Origin of the sequence: Agrobacterium tumefaciens (assembly GCF_005221325.1) — a bacterium.
Lineage (GTDB): Bacteria > Pseudomonadota > Alphaproteobacteria > Rhizobiales > Rhizobiaceae > Agrobacterium.
In genome coordinates, this window is sequence record NZ_CP039889.1 from 924,938 (window position 1) to 941,837 (window position 16,900).

26 protein-coding genes are annotated in these 16,900 nt (G+C 60.1%); all 26 read left to right on the top strand.

Features of this window, described 5'->3' with window-relative positions; genetic code table 11:
• Positions 1 to 76 precede the first annotated feature (76 nt).
• Positions 77 to 451, top strand: a complete 375-nt coding sequence (locus CFBP5499_RS19070; protein ID WP_065656423.1) for a hypothetical protein — start codon at positions 77 to 79, stop codon at positions 449 to 451.
• Complete coding sequence (locus CFBP5499_RS19075; RefSeq protein WP_065656424.1) at positions 444 to 1,289, top strand: ParB/RepB/Spo0J family partition protein; 846 nt, start codon at positions 444 to 446, stop codon at positions 1,287 to 1,289. Before CFBP5499_RS19070 ends, CFBP5499_RS19075 begins: the two co-directional genes overlap by 8 nt.
• The gene (locus tag CFBP5499_RS19080; protein ID WP_035222383.1) at positions 1,286 to 1,750 is read left to right on the top strand and encodes a hypothetical protein; all 465 of its coding nucleotides are present in this window, start codon (positions 1,286 to 1,288) and stop codon (positions 1,748 to 1,750) included. Before CFBP5499_RS19075 ends, CFBP5499_RS19080 begins: the two co-directional genes overlap by 4 nt.
• Positions 1,747 to 3,765 (top strand): transposase domain-containing protein, encoded by a 2,019-nt coding sequence (locus CFBP5499_RS19085; protein WP_080829288.1) that lies wholly within the window; start codon positions 1,747 to 1,749, stop codon positions 3,763 to 3,765. The genes CFBP5499_RS19080 and CFBP5499_RS19085 overlap by 4 nt, the downstream gene beginning before the upstream one ends.
• 78 nt (positions 3,766 to 3,843) lie before the next feature.
• Positions 3,844 to 4,875 carry an AAA family ATPase gene (locus tag CFBP5499_RS19090; RefSeq protein ID WP_065656426.1) on the top strand — a complete coding sequence of 344 codons (1,032 nt, stop codon included), beginning with the start codon at positions 3,844 to 3,846 and terminating at the stop codon, positions 4,873 to 4,875.
• Positions 4,872 to 5,198, top strand: a complete 327-nt coding sequence (locus tag CFBP5499_RS19095; RefSeq protein ID WP_080829287.1) for a hypothetical protein — start codon at positions 4,872 to 4,874, stop codon at positions 5,196 to 5,198. The genes CFBP5499_RS19090 and CFBP5499_RS19095 overlap by 4 nt, the downstream gene beginning before the upstream one ends.
• Positions 5,182 to 5,544, top strand: a complete 363-nt coding sequence (locus CFBP5499_RS19100; protein ID WP_065656428.1) for a hypothetical protein — start codon at positions 5,182 to 5,184, stop codon at positions 5,542 to 5,544. Before CFBP5499_RS19095 ends, CFBP5499_RS19100 begins: the two co-directional genes overlap by 17 nt.
• A 33-nt stretch (positions 5,545 to 5,577) precedes the next feature.
• A complete protein-coding gene (locus CFBP5499_RS19105; protein WP_080819454.1) occupies positions 5,578 to 6,327 on the top strand; it encodes a DUF3164 family protein in 750 nt (249 codons plus the stop codon).
• 10 nt (positions 6,328 to 6,337) lie between these two features.
• On the top strand, positions 6,338 to 6,775 hold the full coding sequence (locus tag CFBP5499_RS19110) for a hypothetical protein (RefSeq protein ID WP_065656429.1): 438 nt from the start codon (positions 6,338 to 6,340) through the stop codon (positions 6,773 to 6,775).
• The gene (locus CFBP5499_RS30390; protein WP_199445970.1) at positions 6,772 to 7,494 is read left to right on the top strand and encodes a hypothetical protein; all 723 of its coding nucleotides are present in this window, start codon (positions 6,772 to 6,774) and stop codon (positions 7,492 to 7,494) included. Before CFBP5499_RS19110 ends, CFBP5499_RS30390 begins: the two co-directional genes overlap by 4 nt.
• Positions 7,491 to 7,730, top strand: coding sequence for a hypothetical protein (locus CFBP5499_RS19120; protein WP_080829286.1), 240 nt, complete (start codon positions 7,491 to 7,493; stop codon positions 7,728 to 7,730). The genes CFBP5499_RS30390 and CFBP5499_RS19120 overlap by 4 nt, the downstream gene beginning before the upstream one ends.
• Entirely contained in the window at positions 7,727 to 8,098 is a 372-nt protein-coding gene (locus CFBP5499_RS19125; protein ID WP_080829285.1) for a hypothetical protein, read from the top strand. Before CFBP5499_RS19120 ends, CFBP5499_RS19125 begins: the two co-directional genes overlap by 4 nt.
• On the top strand, positions 8,098 to 8,379 hold the full coding sequence (locus CFBP5499_RS19130; protein ID WP_080829282.1) for a hypothetical protein: 282 nt from the start codon (positions 8,098 to 8,100) through the stop codon (positions 8,377 to 8,379). The genes CFBP5499_RS19125 and CFBP5499_RS19130 overlap by 1 nt, the downstream gene beginning before the upstream one ends.
• Positions 8,376 to 8,633 carry a hypothetical protein gene (locus tag CFBP5499_RS19135; protein WP_080829280.1) on the top strand — a complete coding sequence of 86 codons (258 nt, stop codon included), beginning with the start codon at positions 8,376 to 8,378 and terminating at the stop codon, positions 8,631 to 8,633. Before CFBP5499_RS19130 ends, CFBP5499_RS19135 begins: the two co-directional genes overlap by 4 nt.
• On the top strand, positions 8,617 to 8,811 hold the full coding sequence (locus CFBP5499_RS19140) for a hypothetical protein (protein ID WP_130932551.1): 195 nt from the start codon (positions 8,617 to 8,619) through the stop codon (positions 8,809 to 8,811). Before CFBP5499_RS19135 ends, CFBP5499_RS19140 begins: the two co-directional genes overlap by 17 nt.
• Positions 8,808 to 9,479, top strand: coding sequence for a regulatory protein GemA (locus CFBP5499_RS19145; protein ID WP_080829278.1), 672 nt, complete (start codon positions 8,808 to 8,810; stop codon positions 9,477 to 9,479). The genes CFBP5499_RS19140 and CFBP5499_RS19145 overlap by 4 nt, the downstream gene beginning before the upstream one ends.
• Positions 9,479 to 9,868, top strand: coding sequence for a helix-turn-helix domain-containing protein (locus CFBP5499_RS19150; protein WP_080829276.1), 390 nt, complete (start codon positions 9,479 to 9,481; stop codon positions 9,866 to 9,868). The genes CFBP5499_RS19145 and CFBP5499_RS19150 overlap by 1 nt, the downstream gene beginning before the upstream one ends.
• 105 nt (positions 9,869 to 9,973) lie before the next feature.
• Positions 9,974 to 10,729, top strand: a complete 756-nt coding sequence (locus tag CFBP5499_RS19155; protein ID WP_080829274.1) for a TIGR02594 family protein — start codon at positions 9,974 to 9,976, stop codon at positions 10,727 to 10,729.
• A gap of 6 nt (positions 10,730 to 10,735) precedes the next feature.
• Positions 10,736 to 11,032 carry a hypothetical protein gene (locus CFBP5499_RS19160; RefSeq protein ID WP_080829272.1) on the top strand — a complete coding sequence of 99 codons (297 nt, stop codon included), beginning with the start codon at positions 10,736 to 10,738 and terminating at the stop codon, positions 11,030 to 11,032.
• A complete protein-coding gene (locus tag CFBP5499_RS19165) occupies positions 11,029 to 11,394 on the top strand; it encodes a hypothetical protein (RefSeq protein ID WP_080829270.1) in 366 nt (121 codons plus the stop codon). Before CFBP5499_RS19160 ends, CFBP5499_RS19165 begins: the two co-directional genes overlap by 4 nt.
• Positions 11,395 to 11,610: 216 nt before the next feature.
• Complete coding sequence (locus tag CFBP5499_RS19175) at positions 11,611 to 11,970, top strand: DUF2730 family protein (protein WP_080829267.1); 360 nt, start codon at positions 11,611 to 11,613, stop codon at positions 11,968 to 11,970.
• Positions 11,963 to 12,277, top strand: a complete 315-nt coding sequence (locus CFBP5499_RS19180; protein WP_080829265.1) for a hypothetical protein — start codon at positions 11,963 to 11,965, stop codon at positions 12,275 to 12,277. The genes CFBP5499_RS19175 and CFBP5499_RS19180 overlap by 8 nt, the downstream gene beginning before the upstream one ends.
• On the top strand, positions 12,274 to 12,855 hold the full coding sequence (locus CFBP5499_RS19185; RefSeq protein ID WP_080829263.1) for a DUF3486 family protein: 582 nt from the start codon (positions 12,274 to 12,276) through the stop codon (positions 12,853 to 12,855). Before CFBP5499_RS19180 ends, CFBP5499_RS19185 begins: the two co-directional genes overlap by 4 nt.
• A complete protein-coding gene (locus tag CFBP5499_RS19190; protein WP_080829259.1) occupies positions 12,855 to 14,297 on the top strand; it encodes a terminase large subunit domain-containing protein in 1,443 nt (480 codons plus the stop codon). Before CFBP5499_RS19185 ends, CFBP5499_RS19190 begins: the two co-directional genes overlap by 1 nt.
• Positions 14,297 to 15,883: a DUF935 domain-containing protein gene (locus tag CFBP5499_RS19195; protein WP_080829257.1), complete on the top strand. Its 1,587-nt coding sequence runs from the start codon at positions 14,297 to 14,299 to the stop codon at positions 15,881 to 15,883. The genes CFBP5499_RS19190 and CFBP5499_RS19195 overlap by 1 nt, the downstream gene beginning before the upstream one ends.
• Before the next feature lie 3 nt (positions 15,884 to 15,886).
• A complete protein-coding gene (locus CFBP5499_RS19200; RefSeq protein ID WP_080829255.1) occupies positions 15,887 to 16,687 on the top strand; it encodes a phage minor head protein in 801 nt (266 codons plus the stop codon).
• Positions 16,688 to 16,900: the final 213 nt, after the last annotated feature.

Sequence of the window (16,900 nt, forward strand, 5' to 3'; positions counted from 1 at the left end):
CCTCAACACCCAGCCCCACCGCCCCGGCATCGAACTGCCGCAATGCCGTCGCCGAGCGACGAACTCCGAGGTTTCGATGGTAAATCCTTATTCCGATGAAGAACGTTTGCAGGCGATGGTGGCGGCCAGCTACCGCGCCAGCCGTTCGCATTTCAACCACCTTCCACTCCGCCACATCATCAACCCGCCTGCTGAAATGTTCGATGCGAAGCTCGCACGGCAGATGGCGATCTACGTGCTTCACGTCGATTTCGATGTTCCGCGCCGCCGCCTGGTCGTGCTCCTGGGCGTTGCCCGCTGGACTGTCATGCAGGCTGTCCGCGTCGTCGAGGCGCGGCGCTACGAACCGCTTTTTGACAAGGCTTACGAGCGTATCGCCGCCCGCGCCAAAGACACCTTTATGGAAATGCTCTACGAGGCGTCGGCCGGACAGGAAGCCTCCTATGGCTGAGTTCATCCGCGCCACCCTATCAAGCATCTTTGTCGGCGAGCGGCTTCGCCCGATCGATATGGATTATGCCGAGGCTATTGCCGCCTCGATGTCTGAACACGGGCAGATCAGCCCGATCATGATCCGCAAGACGCCAGCGAAAAAGGGCACTCCTTACACGCTGGTGGCGGGTGGCTATCGCACCACCGCCGCAACGCTGCTCGGCTGGAAGGAGATTGACGCCATCGTCGTCAAGGCTGACGCCGTTGAGGCACAGCTGCTCGAAATCTCCGAGAACCTCTATCGCAATGAGTTGAACCCGCTTGATCGCGCCATCTTCGTTATGAAGTACCGCGAACTTTGGGAAGAGAAGCATGGCGAGATCAAGCCCGGCCGTCCTTCGGAGAAAAACCGTAACGATTACGGAATTATCTTCTCCGGCGGGCGGGAGCTTTCCGAACGCGTAAAAGAGCGCTTCGGCTTCGGTCAAAGCACCTATGAGAAGGTGACCAGCATCGGGAAAAATCTCGATCCGGTGCTGAGACAGGCCGTGCGTGGCACCTCGGCGGAAAACGATCAGTCACAGCTTTTGACGCTGGCGAAACTTCCCCGTGAAGATCAGGTGAAGGTCGCAGCAGCGCTGAAGCACGAGCCGGACGTGAAGAAGGTTCTCGCCTTCACCAAGCCCCCCGCTCTGGTCACCCCGCCGCCCGCTCCTTCTCAATCAATCATCCTCACCAAACTGATCGCCGCCTGGGACGAGGCGAGCGAGGAAACCCGCGATAGCTTCCTTGAGCACATCGGCATGTCTGACGCGCCAGATGCCCTCATGGCTGCGATCCGCGAGGAGGCAGCATGAGCACGAAACGCGACCCCAACCAGATGGACTTTTTCAAAGAGACCGTTTTCCCGGTGCGCTCTGCATCGGAACGTCTCGATATCGACCGCTTCCGCTCGACCCTGAAACGCGAGATGGCCCGTGCCATCCGTGAATGCCAGTATGACCGCGACACGATCGCGGCGCGCATGGCCTATTACCTCGGCCTCGACAAGGTCTCGAAGTCGGCTCTCGACAGCTACACCGCCGAGAGCAAGACCGCCCACGACATCAGCATGCCGCGCTTCAAGGCGTTCGTTCGCGCCACCAACGCCTTCTGGCTCTGGGACGTCGTTGTTTCCGATGACGGCCTGTTGCTGCTCGAAGGCGACGAAGCCCGCCTCGCGGAAATGTCCCGCATTCGCCAGGAGCAAAAGAAGCTCGCCCAGGAACTGAAAGTTCTTCAGGCGACGCCGGTGCACATTCGTCGGGTGCGCAAATGAAGAAAGAATGGTTCACATCCGCCGAATTGGCCCAGGCAGCTTTGCCGGGTATTCCGAGCACGCGCCAAGGGCTTGAGCTGTTTATCGCTCGCTCTGGAGTGCGATCCACCGCGAAAGCCCGCCCGAAGGCCGGGCAAGGCGGCGGGTTTGAGTACCATTATTCCTTCCTGCCTTCGGTTGCGCAGGCGAAGCTCGCATTTCTCAATGCGGAGCCGACCGATCCGCGCCCGTCGAAACTCTCGAAGATGCTTTGGGACCGTTTTGAGGCCCTTTCAGACGCCCATAAAGCGATCTGCAAGACCCGCTTCGCCGTCCTGACGGAAGTTGAGGAACTGCGGGCCTCGGGCATCAGCATGAAACATGCCGTCGCCCACGTTACTCGACGGGCTGACATCGTGCCCGCCACCTATTACGAGTGGCGCAAGATGGTCGAAGGCCATTCCCGCCAGGACTGGCTCGCCGCGCTTGCCCCGTCATTCTCGGGCAGCGCCAGCGGAGAGGCCGCCGAGGTCACGCCATGCCACCCCGAGGCGTGGAAAATCCTGAAATCCGACTTCCTGCGGCCGGAACGTCCATCCTTTAGCGCCTGCTACCGTCGCATGATGATGGTTGCCCGTGACCAGAACCTGTCGCCGATCCCTTCGGAGCGTTCCTTGCGCCGCCGCCTGGATGCGGAAGTGCCGAAGGCAGCGCAGATCATCGCGCGCGAAGGCAAGGATAAAGCGAAACAGCTTTTCCCTGCTCAGAAGCGCACCGTGGCACATCTGCACGCGATGAAGATCGTCAACACCGACGGTCACCAGCTCGACCTGTTTGTGCGGGCACCGTGGTCGGAGACGCCAGTGCGGGTGATCCTGATCGGTATTCAGGATGTCTATTCGCGCAAGGTTCTTTCGTGGACGCTCTCCGAAGCCGAAACGTGGGAGGCCGTCCGCATCTGCATCGGTTCGATGATCGAGAACCATGACGGCATCCTCCCCGAGCACATCTATATGGATAACGGCCGTGCCTTCGCGGGCAAGATGATCTCGGGCGGCGCAAAGACCCGTCACCGCTTCAAGGTCAATGAGGACGATGTTGCCGGCCTTTTGAAGACGCTCGACATCGAACCGCATTTCGTTAAGCCGCGTTCCGGTCAGTCCAAGCCGATCGAACGCGCCTGGCGCGATCTCGCCGAGGAAATTTCCAAGCATCCGTCTATGTCCGGTTGCTATACGGGCAACCGGCCGGACGCGAAGCCGGAAAACTACGGCAATAGCGCCGTGCCGCTCGAAACGCTCCAGCGCCACGTTGCGCAGTGCGTTGACGAGCATAATCACCGGCTGAACCGTACAACGGAAACCGCCCACGGCCGCAGTTTTGCGCAGACGTTTGACGCGTCGATCGCCGAGCCGTCCACGATCGTCCGTTATGCCAGCATGGCCCAGCGTTCGCTCTGGATGCTCTCGGCCGTCGCCATAACGGCCCGAAAGCCGGACGGCGCGATCCACATGCACGGTAACCGCTACTGGCACCCCGTGCTTAACGAGTGGATCAGCAAGAAGCTGACGGTTCGGTTCGATCCAGCCGACCTGCACAAGCCGGTCAAGGTCTACGACCCGGAAGGCCGCTTCCTTTGTGACGCCGACTGCCTGGCTAAAACCGGCTTTGCCGATACGGGCGCTGCCCGTCGCCAGGAGAAGGCACGCAAAACGCACGTCAAGAACCTTCAGGCGGTGGCCAAGAGCAATGCGGCGCTCTCACCGATGCAGCTTGGCGAGATCATGGAAAAGGGCCGCAAGGCCGAGGCTGCGAAGCGTCCGCAGACGCCGGTTCGTCCGGTCGTCACGCGCCTTGTCACCGGCAACCTTGCACATGCCCCGGTCGAGGCGGTCAGCGTCGATCATTTCGAAGACAGTTTTGCGCGTGGCCTCGCCCGAGTGGCGGGCGGGGAAAGCGCAATCATCCAATTCCCCACGGGGAATACCGAGGCAGGCGGCAAGCCTGCCCGCAAGAGAAGAGCCGAAAAGTACTGAGTACGGTTCCAGTCCAACAGGGCGAAAAAAAATGAGCGACCCAAAGGCCGCCCCACAATTGAACAAAGGAACCTTTATATGAAAAAGACGACCAGCACAAATACCGTCTGGGAACAGTCTCAACCGACGATCGAGTTTACCGCCAAGCATCCGGCTTCCGACGTTGCCGAATGGCGCAAGCTAACGGCGCGCACCGTTGATGTCGCCGTGACTTACGGTTGGACGAAAGCCGAAGTGTCCCGCCGCTCGGGCGTTCCGGACGGCACGTTTTCCCCTTGGTTTAGCGGAAAGTACCTCGGCGTCCTGGCGAACGTAAATCAGCAGTTGGCCAACTGGCTCGATGCTATCGATGCCAGCCAGAACATGGCCGCTATCATGCCCGTGTCACCGCCTTTCCAGCGCACGACGGTCGGCATGGACGTTTACAACGCTCTTCTGTTTGCCCAGGTAACGTCCGGTTTCGTCCGCGTCACCCTGCCCGCAGGCTCTGGCAAAACCGCCGCTGTGGAGCACTTTGCCGCCACTCGGCCACATGTCTTTAAGGCGACGCTTAGCCCGAGCACCAAGACGGTTCACGGCATGCTCGTCGAGTTGTGTGCCGCTTTGGAGGTGCACGAGCATAATCCCGCAAAATTCGCCCGCGCCCTCGGTGCGAAGCTGAAGCGCGTTGGCGAAGGCTCGCTACTCATCATTGATGAGGCACAGAACGCGGTTCCGGACGCGATCAACCAGCTGCGTCACTTCGTGGACAATGATCATTGCGGCGTCGCTCTGATCGGCAATGAGGACACCGCGACCGCCTTTGTTAAGGATCAGGGTCGTTCAGTTGCCAGCCGTGCGCAGGTGCTTTCCCGCTTTGATCGGCAGGTCCGCACGGTTCGTAATCCGATTGCGGACGCGGAAATGCTGATCAAGGCATGGGGCGTAGAGGAAGGCAGCGATTGCGCAACCTTTCTAAAAGGTCTCTCCCAGAAGCCCGGGGCGCTTCGCCAGATCGACCGCACCATGAAGGCCGCTTCCATGCTCGCCATCGGTGACGGCGAGGAAGGCGTTCGCCTGGAGCACCTTCAGGCCGCCTGGAAGAACCGCGACATGGGAGACAGCCTATGACGCCGGAAAACCCTTCCCTCAAATCTCACCTGGATTATCTCGCGGGCATCTTCGGGGAAGCCAAAAAGATGAAGCCGGACGAAAAACTGGAACTGGATGCGCAATCCGCCCAGACCGTCCTGAAAACCCTTCGCGCCCTGTCACAGCAGGCTGGCCATCTTGAGCTGGAGCTTTCCATTCTGCGCGACAGCGAGGCCGGGAAGCTGCTCGCCAAGACCGCCGAGCAGCTCGCAACCGGCGAACTCACCGGCCTTCTGAAAAAGGCCGAAGGCAACATCATCCGCCCGAACTTTGGAGGAAAGAAGAATGACGGCGAAGCCTGACTGCGTTTCCGATCTCCTGCGTGAGCTTTATCGCGGCCTCAACGCGGAACTGGCCGAGAAGGGTCACATCCACCTCGACCGCGCTATGTCGTCGAGGTTGGTGATGAATGTCGGCAAGATTGCCGACTACGCCCGTAATCTTGAAAACGCCTGGTCGTGCGCGGAATGGAACCGCCGCGCCTTCGAGGATCGGCTGAAGCTGATTTCCGACATGACCGCCGTGACGGCCGAGGTGCTTCAGTTGATGAGGCCTGACATCGAGGATGGCGGCAACGTCGTCCAGTTCCGCCCCAAGCCCTCCAATTCCCCCGCACCTTCCGCGCCGTCCGGTGGCGACGCGGCCTGATCCCCTTTCACATTAATTTATGAGGTTGTACCCATGCAGTCCGTCATTATCGCAGACCAGAAACCGAACCGCCCCACCTTCGAGGTGGCCGGCAAAACCTACGTGGAAGATATTCGCGGCCGGTTGATCCCGATCGAGGATTATCAGGAAGTCCAGGTCGAAGCCGGCAAGATCGAAATCAACGGTCATCCGCACGTTCAGGACGCCGAGGGCCGCTGGATCGACTGGCGACTGGTGAAGGCCAAGGATCAGCTGCAGGACGAGATTGTCCGCGTGATCATAGCCTACGCCCTTGACCTTTCCGCGCAGATCACCCGTTTCCGTCGCCATACCGAGACCGACATCACCGGCATCATGGACGTTCTGCAGCAGGAATACGGTGTCACCATCGGCGGTCCCGGTGGGAATTTCACGCTGCGCACCTTTGACGATCTTCAGCGCGTAGAGGTCAAGGTCGGCAAGTTCATGGAGTTCGGTCCCGAGATCCACGTCGCCAAGAAGCTGATCGACGAATATCTGCGGGATCTGACTTCCGATGCCATTCCCGAGCTGAAGATGCTCGTCCTCGGCGCTTTCGAGGTGGACAAGAAGGGCAAGCTTGACCGCCAGAAAATCCTCGACCTGAAGAAATACGCGATCACGGACGAGCGCTGGCAGCGCGCCATGCAGGCGATTTCAGATGCCGATCGCACGGTGATGGTGCGGGAATACCTGCATTTTAAGCACCGGAAATCTCAGCAGGACGAGTTCAAGTCCATCGTCATCAATCTGGCAAAGGCGTGAGGTCAGCACCATGGCACGAATTTACGTTGCGTCCTCCTGGCGCAATCCTCATCAGCCGATGATCGTCGCTCTTCTCCGCGACAACGGGCACGAGGTCTATGATTTCCGTAACCCGCCCAACAACACGGGCTTCGGCTGGCATCAGATCGGCCTTGCTCTGCCTTGCTCGGCTGAGGATTACCGCAACGCCCTTTTGACGCATCCACGTGCGGCACAGGGCTTCATGTCGGACTTCGCAGCGATGCGTTGGGCTGATACCTGCCTTCTGGTGTTGCCCTGCGGTCGCAGCGCCCACCTTGAGCTTGGCTGGATGGCCGGCGCTGGCAAACGCACTCTCATTCTCACTCAGGACGGCGAAGAGCCGGAGCTTATGGCGCTGTTAGCGGACACCATCTGCATCAATGCCGAGGAAGTTCTAATCGAGCTCCGGAAAGGTGGTGCAGCATGAACGGTCTCCTCTCCATCAAGCTCATTGCCGCTTCTGTCTCTCCTGCAGGTGATGGCGTATTCAATGTTGAGACGATCAGTTCATCTGTTGGCAATGCTCTGGCCGATGATCCTGCCGTATTGGCGGACGTGCTGTCGGAGCTTTCCTATTGCCTTTATTGGAACGAAGAGAGTGGCCGCCTTGACTACGTCAATCGTCTGAAGGCGACCTGCAACAACAGAGCCTTTGAAGTGCTGGAGTTTCTTTACGAAGGCGTATTGGAGGTTCCGGAACTTGCAGATCACCTCATGCCACATCGCGACAACGAGGCTGTGGACCTGCTTGCTGGCCGCATGAAGGAAAAACTCTGCTCCGCGCGCGCGAAGGGCCGGAGCGGCTGGAATGATCCCTCGCAGTGCACGAATGCGGACCTTTCCCGCATGTTGCGAGAGCACGTCGAAAAGGGTGACCCCGTCGACGTCGCCAATTTCTGCGCATTTCTCATTGCGCGCGGCGAGCGTATCGGCCCCGCGGCCTACGCGGTCGACCCGCTTGAAGAGCATCTGAAACGTCTCGTAACTGCCAATCCGGAAAAAGCCCTGCTGGCGGCGCTCGATGACAATACCCGCATGTGGTTCGTCGCCGAGCTCACCGGCGTAGCCAGCGCTCGCGTGTCGCTCACCGAAATCGAGGCCATGGTGTCGCGGCACCTGATGCCGGCGAAGGGCGGTGAAGCATGAGCGAGAACGTCAATGATACCCTCCGCGCCATCGCGGCCGCCAAAACGATAATCGACGGACGCGACCCGATCGCGAAGCAGGCCCAAATACTTGTGACGGCAGAACATGCCATCGCGGCCGTCCTGGTTGCGGTCATGGGTGATGCGCGCCTGGCTGCCGGCATGCTCAATAATGGGTTGGTGCCGGGCATTGAGGAAAGACTCTCCTATTATGCCTCGAAAGGCGGTGCAGCATGACCGCAAACGGTGGCGCTCCCAAACCCTGCCTTGGCTATCCTTCCCGTTCTGCCGCTATCCGGGGCCTCCGCGCTGACGGCCTGACGAACCGGCAGATTGCGGAAAAGACGGGCATTCCCCTCAACAACGTCGGTGCCTTGGTCCCGAAGAAGCCCAAGCCTGCCCCTGTGCCGATTGATCGCGATACGAGCTACCGTCTCGGCGAGCAGAATGTCGCCAGGATCGGCTTGAACTACGAAATCCGGCAGATGCTCCGGCCCTTCGCGGCCAAACGCGGCATGGCGGTCGAAACGCTCATCACCGATCTGATCGAGAAGATCGCCGAGGATCGCCTTGCCGATGCGGTCATGGATGACGGGGTGAACTGATGGCCCACATCGTTTGTTACCGATCGGGCGAAGCCTTTGTCAGCCGCCGCGTGCCGAAAGGCACGATGAAGATCGTCACCGGTCATGGCCGTCGTCTGAAGCGCATTCTGAGCGTCTGCGCCCGCCATGCCTATGACGGCAAGACATTGCTCGTTCCCGGTCTGCCTGAAGCAGACAGCGACCTTCAGGCGATCAAGGCCGTCAAAGGTTTTGAGCAGATGCTACGGGAACGCCTGGCGAAAGGACCTCATCGCAGGACGAAGGGGCGCAAGCTGCTATGACGGGCGAACAGCACATTCCACCGGCATTCGCCAAGGGTTACGCCCTTTGCTCCCCAACCGGCCGGCTTCAGCCAAGAACATGGCGAGACACGGCGGCGGAAGCGATTGCCGTTAAGTTCCGCAAGGCAACCACCTGGGAAAAGGCGCAGGGCAAGGGCTGGTCCGTCCAGTTCGTCTATGTCCGCGTCTTTCTCCCGGTTTTCAAATCCACTTATTCCAACAACAGCGAGGCATGCGATGAGCAGGACGTATGAACCCGATCAGTTGCTGACGGCGCTGATCGACGCATTTCTGAAGGACGGTCATTTCGTTCACGCCAGGGCCGGCAAGATGTTCGTCCTGGTCGTGACCGAGGAAGGCGACGAAAGCCAGTCTTCCGAGTTCTGCCTTTCCGACATCGCAGCGCATGCTGCAGAGAGGATGTCGAAATGAGCGGCGGTTCTATTGCAGCGATCAAGATCGCACAGAAGCAGCTCGGCCTCGACGATGATACCTATCGGGCGAAGCTGAAGAACATCACCGGCAAAACGTCGACGCTCCTCATGACCGAGCAGGAACGCAAAAAGGTGCTGAAGGTCTTCCGGGGTGACGGCGCAGCCAAGCCCGCCACCGTTCGCCAGGACGGCCGCAACGGCAAGCACAAGCTTTCCGGCAAGTACCTTCCGAAAATGCGGGCCTTGTGGATCGCTTGCTGGAACTTGGGCATTGTCGAGCAGCGCCGGGACAGCGCCTTGGAAAAGTTCGCCATGGGTCGGCAGCTGCCCGAGCTATCCGATATTCGTTTCGTGCATAAGCCCGGTGATGCCGCCTGCGTCATCGAGGCGCTGAAGGCAATGCTGGCGCGCGCCGGCGTCCAGTGGGCTGACTATCATCCTTGTGCAGCCTTCGAAAAGTCGTCCGGCTATAAGATCGCCCGCGCACAGTGGACGATCCTTGCACCGGGGAACAGCCGTGACGATTTCTGGCCTTTCGTCACCGAACTGCTGAAGCAGCCCGCGACATACCGCGAGGTGACGGACGCGGAATGGATTTTCGTCATGAATTATCTCGGCCCGCACGTTCGCAAGAAAAAGCCCGTTCGCAACAATGAGGGCGTCTAATGTCTGACCTGCCCGATCGCGCCTACATGACACCGCTGCTCAACCGTATCGCCGATGTTGCCGGCGAGCGGGCGGCGATCATTCTTGGCAACGAACGGGCAGGCCAGCAGATTTATGTTCCAAAGCGGATGAAGGAAGATCACTGGCTTGCCGAGTTGATCGGTTTTGACGCCGCGACAGCGATGTCGAGAAAATTCGCAAATCAGAAAATTGATATTCCCCCGGCGCTCGGCGGGGATAAGAAGCGCCGCGCGGCCACTATTGCCCAGATGATCGATAAAGGGTATTCCATCAACACTATTGTTCGCCTGACGGGTGTTTCCCGCTCGACGGTTAAAGAACATCTCAAAAGACGCCCACGCGATGACCGCCAGGGCTCATTGTTCTAACTAATCGCCTTTGGCAGGTCTGTTTCGGCCTCCCGACAAACAAATTCAGCCATGCCAATAGTCCTCTCGACGGGGGCGATTTGAGCCCCTCTTGAAGGGGCTATAATGACCACTCAAACATTTGGTGAATGGGCGATTACGCGATTGCGAGCCGCCGGCGCTTATGGCGGTGCTTACGATGGTGCCGAGGGGCGCGAATATTTTGAGGCGCTGAAGCGCTATCAGGCCGCCGAAGGCCTGAAGGTCACCGGCAAGGCCGATGAAGACACCGTCGCACGGCTGCGCCTGGTTCGTCCTCTGCGCACTGAAGGCGCTGAAGCGAGCCATGTAATCTCCAAGGTTCCGCCCAAGCCGCGTGAGCCGATCTGGATGCGGGACGCCCGCCGTTACATCGGCGTGACGGAAATCCCCGGCCCCAAATCCAATCCCGTCATCATGTCCTGGGCAAAGCGGTTCGGCGGCTGGATTGCCAGCTTCTACACCGACGACGACATTCCCTGGTGTGGCCTGTTCATCGGCCACGTTATCGCCACCACGCTTCCCACCGAACCCATGCCCGCCAATCCGCTCGGCGCGCTCAACTGGCGCAAATTCGGCGTCGAGATGACCGACATTGCAGTCGGAACGATCCTTGTATTCGAGCGGAAAGGTGGCGGGCATGTGGGTATTTATGTCGGTGAGGATCGGACGCACTATCATGTCCTGGGTGCGAACCAAAACAACGCCGTTAATATCACCCGCATCGAGAAAAGCCGCCTTGTTTCCGGTGGCAAGCGCTGGCCCAAAACGGGCGAAGCTCCGATCGGCGGCGCAGTCTGGCTTACCGCTTCCGGTGCGCCCCTCTCGAAAAGTGAGGCGTGAGCGGCGATGAAAAAGCCTTCCTACCGCACCTCCAAAGCCCAGCTGTGGGTTTCGTTCTGGTTCGCCTGGTCGGTCATCGTGGGCATCGTATGGGCGGGCCTCGGTGGCAGTGAGAACGCCGTTGCGCTCGCCAACATCGTCATTCCATCGATGATCCTGCTGATCGCCGCCATGCTCGGCATCCACCGTTTTGCCGGCGCCATGGACTTCGCCAACGCACAGCGCGCCGATTCCGTTTTGCCTTCGCCACCGCCCTACAATCCCCGCGACGTGCCGGCGGAGTTTCCGGAGGGTTTCCGATGATCGGGGCGTGGCTCTCGAAGGCGGTCACGCCCCTGATCATTGTGGCTGCATTTCTTGCAGCCGCAGCCTTTCTCGGCTGGCTCACGATCGCCACCGTTAACGGGATGGTGGAACGGGCGGTCGATCTGAAAGCAACCGAGCGCGATGCCCACTGGAAAGGCGAGATCGAGACTGCCAACAAAAAGGCCGCCAATGCCGAGGCGGCACAGGTCCGCTTCGCCATCGAGCTTGAACGGGACACATCCGTCCGGCTCGCCACACTGAACGTCAACAAGGAAAAATTGGAGAAAGAGAATGCGGCTTTGCCGAATGGCGATGCTTGCGGCCTTGGCCGTGATCGCGTCCGCCTGCTCCCCCGCTGACCCGAAGCCGGCGCCGGCGATTATCGTCAGAACAATCAAAGCTACCGTACCGCCCGCCTCGCGGGTTCCTTGCGTTGTTGGCGATCTGCCCGACCGTGACATGCCGGAGCGTGAGGTCACCGCGCGATGGGGCGCTGACCGCACCGAAATCCTTTCCTGCGATGCCCGCCGCGCAGCGGCCGTTGCGGCGATCGACAACGCGCCGGAGCCCGGTCCATGATCCCCAGTGACATGATCCCCTATGTCAGCCTCGCACTCGGCGTCATCGCGCTCCTCGGCCATATCAAGGGCTGGATGAACAGCGGTGAAAAGGAACTCGCCAAGGATGTCACCGCCCTCAAAGTCGAGGCCGAGGTGCACGAAAAAAAGCTGATCGAGCACGATCGCCGCATCCAGTCGGTCGAAAGCGACATGAAATATTTGCCCGACCGGGAAAGCCAGCACCGGCTGGAACTGGCGCTCGAAAAGGTCAACGGGCGTCTCGACACCCTCAACGAAACCCTCAAGCCGATCAAGGCGAACGGCGAGGCTTTGAACGATCTGCTGTTGGAAAGGGCGAAACAGGCCAATGTCTGATATCGGTGTGGATTGGGCGCGGATGCGCCGCGAGCGTGCAAGGCTCATCATTTTGAAGGCGCTTGCCGAACAGATCGACGGGACGCTCGAAAGCAGCATGCTTGAAGAAATCATGCCTGTTTTCGGTGTGCGGGAAACCCGTTTGTGGATTCACGAGCAGATGGAATATCTGGCGGAGCGGGATGCGGTGACGCTCACCAGCGCCGGCACCGTCAAGATCGCCACGCTGAACAAGCGCGGCCGTCGCCATCTCAACCGGGAAATCGCCATCGAGGGCGTTCGTCGTCCTTCGGAGCCTGGTGAATGAGCACGGGGCGCGGCCGGCTTTCCGGTATCGAACTTTTGCCCGAGGCGTGCGCCGATGCTGTTGCATGGGCCGCCGAGGAGCTTCAGAAGCGTGACCGCACGCAGACGGAAATCTATGAGGAGTTCGTCGGCAAGCTCGAAGCCGTGGATCGCGAGTATCGTGGCGAACTGGAATTCTCAATTCCCTCGTTCTCGGCCTTCAACCGGTATTCTATCCGCCTCGCGACACTGACGCAGCGCCTGCACCAGACCCGCGAAATCGCCTCTACACTTGCCAGCAAGTTCGATGCGGCCGCGTCGGACGATCTGACCCTGATCGCGTCCGAGGCAATCAAGACGCTCGTGTTCGAGCTGGTGACGGCCGGTGGTGAGGCCGGGTTTGATCCGAAGGGTGCGAAGGCGTTGGCCGATGCGCTCTTTTCCGCATCCAGGGCGCAGGGCGTTTCGACAGCACGGCGCCAGAAGGTCGAGGCCGAATTTAAGGAGAACGTCAAAGCCACTCTTAAGACCGTCGGCGAGAAAGCCGGCATTTCTCAGGAAACCCTTGACGAAATCAATCGCAGGCTGGGGGCTGGCTGATGGGAGCCGCCCGCATTATTCCTGCCGATCCCGCGGCCATTTTTCTCCCCTACCAGGCGCGGTGGATCAGCGACAAATCCCGGCTGAAGCAAATGGAGAAAGGCCGGCAGATCGGTTTGTCATGGTCGACTGCTTACGCCACGGTATCACGCACCGCAGTCAACACGGCCATACGTGACCAGTGGGTTACCTCACGCGATGAATTGCAGGCACGGCTCTTTGTCGAGGACTGCAAACTGTTTGCGGGTATCCTCGATATTGCTGCCAAGGACATGGGTGAGCAGGTCATCGACCCTGAGACCAGACAGACCGCCCAGGTTCTAAAGTTTGCTTCCAGCCGCGCGATCTATTCCATGTCGTCGAATGCAGACGCCCAGGCCGGCAAGCGCGGCGGTCGCGTCCTCGATGAGTTCGCCCTGCATCCCGATCCGCGAAAACTCTGGTCAATCGCTTATCCCGGCATCACCTGGGGCGGCCAGCTGGAAGTCATTTCCACGCATCGCGGCTCGCACAATTTCTTCAACCAGCTCGTCCGCGAAATCAAGGAAGGTGGCAACCCCAAGAAAATCAGCCTGCATACTGTCACGCTGCAGAACGCCCTCGATGACGGTTTTCTTTACAAGCTGCAGAAATCGCTGCCCGCCGACGACGAACGCCAGGAGATGGATGAGGCCGCCTATTTCGACTTTGTCAGATCGGGCTGCGCAGACGAAGAGAGCTTCCTTCAGGAATACATGTGCCAGCCCGCCGACGACGACACGGCGTTTCTGGAATATGACCTGATAGGCTCGGCCGAGTACGCTTCCGATGTGAACTGGCGCAGCATCGAGGGCGGCATTCTTTATGCCGGCATCGATATCGGCCGTAAACATGACCTGACGGTGTTGTGGGTTGTCGAGAAGCTCGGCGACGTGCTTTACACCCGCCATATCGAAACGCTTCAGAACATGACCAAGGGTGACCAGGAGAAGGTTATCTGGCCATGGATCGAGCGCTGCGTAAGGACCACGATCGACGCCACCGGCCTCGGTATCGGCTGGGCCGACGACGCGCAGAAGAAGTTCGGCACTGATCGTGTCGAGGCTGTCACCTTCACGCCCCGCGTCAAGGAAGCACTGGCCTATCCGGTTCGTTCGAAGATGGAAGATCGGCGGCTGCGCATTCCTTTCGACAAGCATATTCGCTCCGATCTGCGCTCGGTGACGAAACAGGTCACGGCGGCCGGCAATGTCCGGTTTACGGCAGAACGCACGCCCGACGGCCATGCCGACCGTTTCTGGGCTTTGGCGCTGGCGATCGAGGCAGCCAATACGCCAGTCGGGCAATATGCCTACAAGGCGGCCCCGCGTGCCGCCTCCAAGTTCGATACCCCCAACACCGATCGTGACGACGGCGCACCGACGCGCCTTGCCTCGATGCGTCGATCGAAAGGAATCTACTGATGGCCAAAATCATCGACCAATGGGGTAATCCCGTCAGCTCCGCCATGCTGAAGAAGGAACAGGCCGCCCCGACCATGATGGGCGTGCGCCGGCCGAACACGGAGCACCAGGCTAGCGGTCTGACGCCCGCCAAGCTCGGCCGTCTTCTGAGAACATCCATGAATGGCGAGCCGGAGGCCTATCTTGAACTTGCCGAGGACATGGAGGAGCGCGACCTGCATTACGCCGGCGTGCTTGCCGCCCGCAAGCTGCAAGTGGCCGGCCTGGAGATCACGGTCGAGGCCGCCAGCGAGGACGCCAGCGATGTCGAGAATGCCGACATGGTCCGCTCCTTCATCGAGCGTGACGCCTTCGAGAGCGAACTTGTCGATATGCTCGATGCAATCGGCAAGGGCTTTTCCGCGACGGAAATCATCTGGGAAACCTCGTCAAGCCAGTGGAACCCGGTGGCGCTGAAATGGCGCGATCCGCGCTGGTTCCGATTCGATGAGGCCGATGGCGAAACGCTTCTGCTGCGCGATATCGGTGGCGATGTGGCGCTCGCGCCATTCAAGTGGATCGTTCACCAGGCGAAGGTGAAATCCGGCCTGCCGATCCGTGGTGGCATTGCCCGCGCCGTCTGCTGGACGTTCCTGTTCAAGTCCTTCACCATGAAGGACTGGGCAATCTTCTGCGAAGCTTATGGCCAGCCGCTTCGCCTGGGAAAATGGGGCGAAGGCGCGACGGACGAGGACAAGGACGTTCTGCTGCGCGCCGTTGCCAATATCGGTGTCGATTATTCCGCCATCATCCCGGCCTCGATGTCGGTCGAGTTCATCAAGGCGGACATTTCAGGTTCGCACGAGCTTTACGAGAAGCGGTGCAACTTCCTCGACCAGCAGACATCGAAAGTCGTTCTCGGGCAGACCGGCACCACGGATGCCATCGCCGGCGGTTATGCTGTCGGCAAGGTCCATGATGGCGTGAAAGCCGATATCGAGCGGTCCGACGCCAAGCAGCTGGCGGCAACGCTCAACCGCGATTTCGTGGTGGCATATATCTCCCTCAACAAGGGACGGCAAAAGGCCTATCCGAAAATCCGCATCGGCCGGCCGCAGGAAGTCGATCTTGAAAAATACATGAAAAACGTCACCGCCTTTGTGAACCTGGGCGGCAAGGTCGGCATGGCGAAGGTGCGCGACAAGCTCGGCATCGAGGACCCGGACAAGGACGAGGAGCTGCTACGTCCCGTCAGCCGTTCCAATCCCCAGGCCGCCGAGCCACCAGCGAAAACGGAAACCACGACGCCGGCGAAACCGCAGGTTTCCATGCATCGCGCTCAGGACCTGCCGGCGCCGGGCGATGCGATCGACGACAGCATTGCGAAAATCCTGTCGGACGACGGTTGGGAGCCGATGGTGGCTCCGATCGTCGAGGGGCTTGAGGCGCAGATTGCCCAGGCGAAGGACATTGCCGAAGTCCGCGCCATCCTTCAGGAACGCCTCGTGTCCATGGACGTGAACGCCCTGACGGAGATTCTTGCCCGCGCCGCCTTCTCGGCACGACTGGCAGGTCTCGGCGACGAAACCCTGTCTGACGAGGTCTGACGCGTGGCAGCGATCCTTCAGCCCCTGCCGCCCCGCGATGCCATCGCCGCCTTTGCCGCCCGCATCGGCTCGCCCGTCGAGACGCTCTCCTATCTCGACATGTGGCAGGCAGAGCATGCCACCAGTTTCACCGTCGCCAGGTCTGCCGGATTCGATATCTTGAACGATATTCTAGCGGCCATTGAGCGCCTCTTGAGTGAAGGCCAGACGATCGAGCAGGCATCCCGCCAGCTGCAGCCGATCCTTCAGGCGAAGGGCTGGTGGGGAAAAAAAATCATCGCAGATCCCGTGACGGGCGAGACCGTGCCGGCGCAGCTCGGCAGCGCGCGCCGTCTGCGCACCATCTTCGACACCAACATGCGGGTGTCCTATGCGGCCGGTCACTGGACGAGCTTCGAGCAGAACCGCCGCACCCGGCCATATCTGCGCTATGTCACGATGCGCGACGATCATGTCCGTCCGGAACATGCTCGCCGGCACAATCTCGTGTTGCCGATCGACCATCCCTATTGGAACGAATGGGCACCGCCTTGCGGCTGGGGATGCCGTTGCACGCTGCAAAGCCTTTCGCAACGTGACATCGACATGTTGCTTGCCCAGGGCGAAAAGCTGATATTCGAGCCACCGGAAAACACCTGGCGCAATTTCGTCAACAAACGCACCGGCGAAGTCACCCGTGTTCCCGATGGCATCGATCCGGGCTGGGGCTATAATCCGGGCAAGGCCGGGTACGAAGCGCGGGTGGCGCAGCTGCTCGCCCAGAAGATGGCAAATGGCCTCGGCTCGCCCCAAAATCCGCCATAGCCACGATTGAAACAAAAGCCCTCAGGCAGCGTTTGAGACGGTTGAGCCGCGCCATCCATCATCCGGACGGCAAAAACGCTTCTACGGGCTTTTAATCGGCCTCAATTTTGGGCCTTGCTTCCCTTGCCCGGTTCGATCTGTCGCGTTATCCATGATGACGTGGAGATGGCGGCCGGGAGGTTGATTTCGGCCGGGCGAAAGTTTCCGGTGCTC

Coding starts and splice junctions, on each gene's coding strand:
- CFBP5499_RS19070 (WP_065656423.1), top strand. CDS start 77: ATGGTAAATCCTTATTCCGATGAAGAACGTTTGCAGGCGATGGTGGCG.
- CFBP5499_RS19075 (WP_065656424.1), top strand. CDS start 444: ATGGCTGAGTTCATCCGCGCCACCCTATCAAGCATCTTTGTCGGCGAG.
- CFBP5499_RS19080 (WP_035222383.1), top strand. CDS start 1,286: ATGAGCACGAAACGCGACCCCAACCAGATGGACTTTTTCAAAGAGACC.
- CFBP5499_RS19085 (WP_080829288.1), top strand. CDS start 1,747: ATGAAGAAAGAATGGTTCACATCCGCCGAATTGGCCCAGGCAGCTTTG.
- CFBP5499_RS19090 (WP_065656426.1), top strand. CDS start 3,844: ATGAAAAAGACGACCAGCACAAATACCGTCTGGGAACAGTCTCAACCG.
- CFBP5499_RS19095 (WP_080829287.1), top strand. CDS start 4,872: ATGACGCCGGAAAACCCTTCCCTCAAATCTCACCTGGATTATCTCGCG.
- CFBP5499_RS19100 (WP_065656428.1), top strand. CDS start 5,182: ATGACGGCGAAGCCTGACTGCGTTTCCGATCTCCTGCGTGAGCTTTAT.
- CFBP5499_RS19105 (WP_080819454.1), top strand. CDS start 5,578: ATGCAGTCCGTCATTATCGCAGACCAGAAACCGAACCGCCCCACCTTC.
- CFBP5499_RS19110 (WP_065656429.1), top strand. CDS start 6,338: ATGGCACGAATTTACGTTGCGTCCTCCTGGCGCAATCCTCATCAGCCG.
- CFBP5499_RS30390 (WP_199445970.1), top strand. CDS start 6,772: ATGAACGGTCTCCTCTCCATCAAGCTCATTGCCGCTTCTGTCTCTCCT.
- CFBP5499_RS19120 (WP_080829286.1), top strand. CDS start 7,491: ATGAGCGAGAACGTCAATGATACCCTCCGCGCCATCGCGGCCGCCAAA.
- CFBP5499_RS19125 (WP_080829285.1), top strand. CDS start 7,727: ATGACCGCAAACGGTGGCGCTCCCAAACCCTGCCTTGGCTATCCTTCC.
- CFBP5499_RS19130 (WP_080829282.1), top strand. CDS start 8,098: ATGGCCCACATCGTTTGTTACCGATCGGGCGAAGCCTTTGTCAGCCGC.
- CFBP5499_RS19135 (WP_080829280.1), top strand. CDS start 8,376: ATGACGGGCGAACAGCACATTCCACCGGCATTCGCCAAGGGTTACGCC.
- CFBP5499_RS19140 (WP_130932551.1), top strand. CDS start 8,617: ATGAGCAGGACGTATGAACCCGATCAGTTGCTGACGGCGCTGATCGAC.
- CFBP5499_RS19145 (WP_080829278.1), top strand. CDS start 8,808: ATGAGCGGCGGTTCTATTGCAGCGATCAAGATCGCACAGAAGCAGCTC.
- CFBP5499_RS19150 (WP_080829276.1), top strand. CDS start 9,479: ATGTCTGACCTGCCCGATCGCGCCTACATGACACCGCTGCTCAACCGT.
- CFBP5499_RS19155 (WP_080829274.1), top strand. CDS start 9,974: ATGACCACTCAAACATTTGGTGAATGGGCGATTACGCGATTGCGAGCC.
- CFBP5499_RS19160 (WP_080829272.1), top strand. CDS start 10,736: ATGAAAAAGCCTTCCTACCGCACCTCCAAAGCCCAGCTGTGGGTTTCG.
- CFBP5499_RS19165 (WP_080829270.1), top strand. CDS start 11,029: ATGATCGGGGCGTGGCTCTCGAAGGCGGTCACGCCCCTGATCATTGTG.
- CFBP5499_RS19175 (WP_080829267.1), top strand. CDS start 11,611: ATGATCCCCAGTGACATGATCCCCTATGTCAGCCTCGCACTCGGCGTC.
- CFBP5499_RS19180 (WP_080829265.1), top strand. CDS start 11,963: ATGTCTGATATCGGTGTGGATTGGGCGCGGATGCGCCGCGAGCGTGCA.
- CFBP5499_RS19185 (WP_080829263.1), top strand. CDS start 12,274: ATGAGCACGGGGCGCGGCCGGCTTTCCGGTATCGAACTTTTGCCCGAG.
- CFBP5499_RS19190 (WP_080829259.1), top strand. CDS start 12,855: ATGGGAGCCGCCCGCATTATTCCTGCCGATCCCGCGGCCATTTTTCTC.
- CFBP5499_RS19195 (WP_080829257.1), top strand. CDS start 14,297: ATGGCCAAAATCATCGACCAATGGGGTAATCCCGTCAGCTCCGCCATG.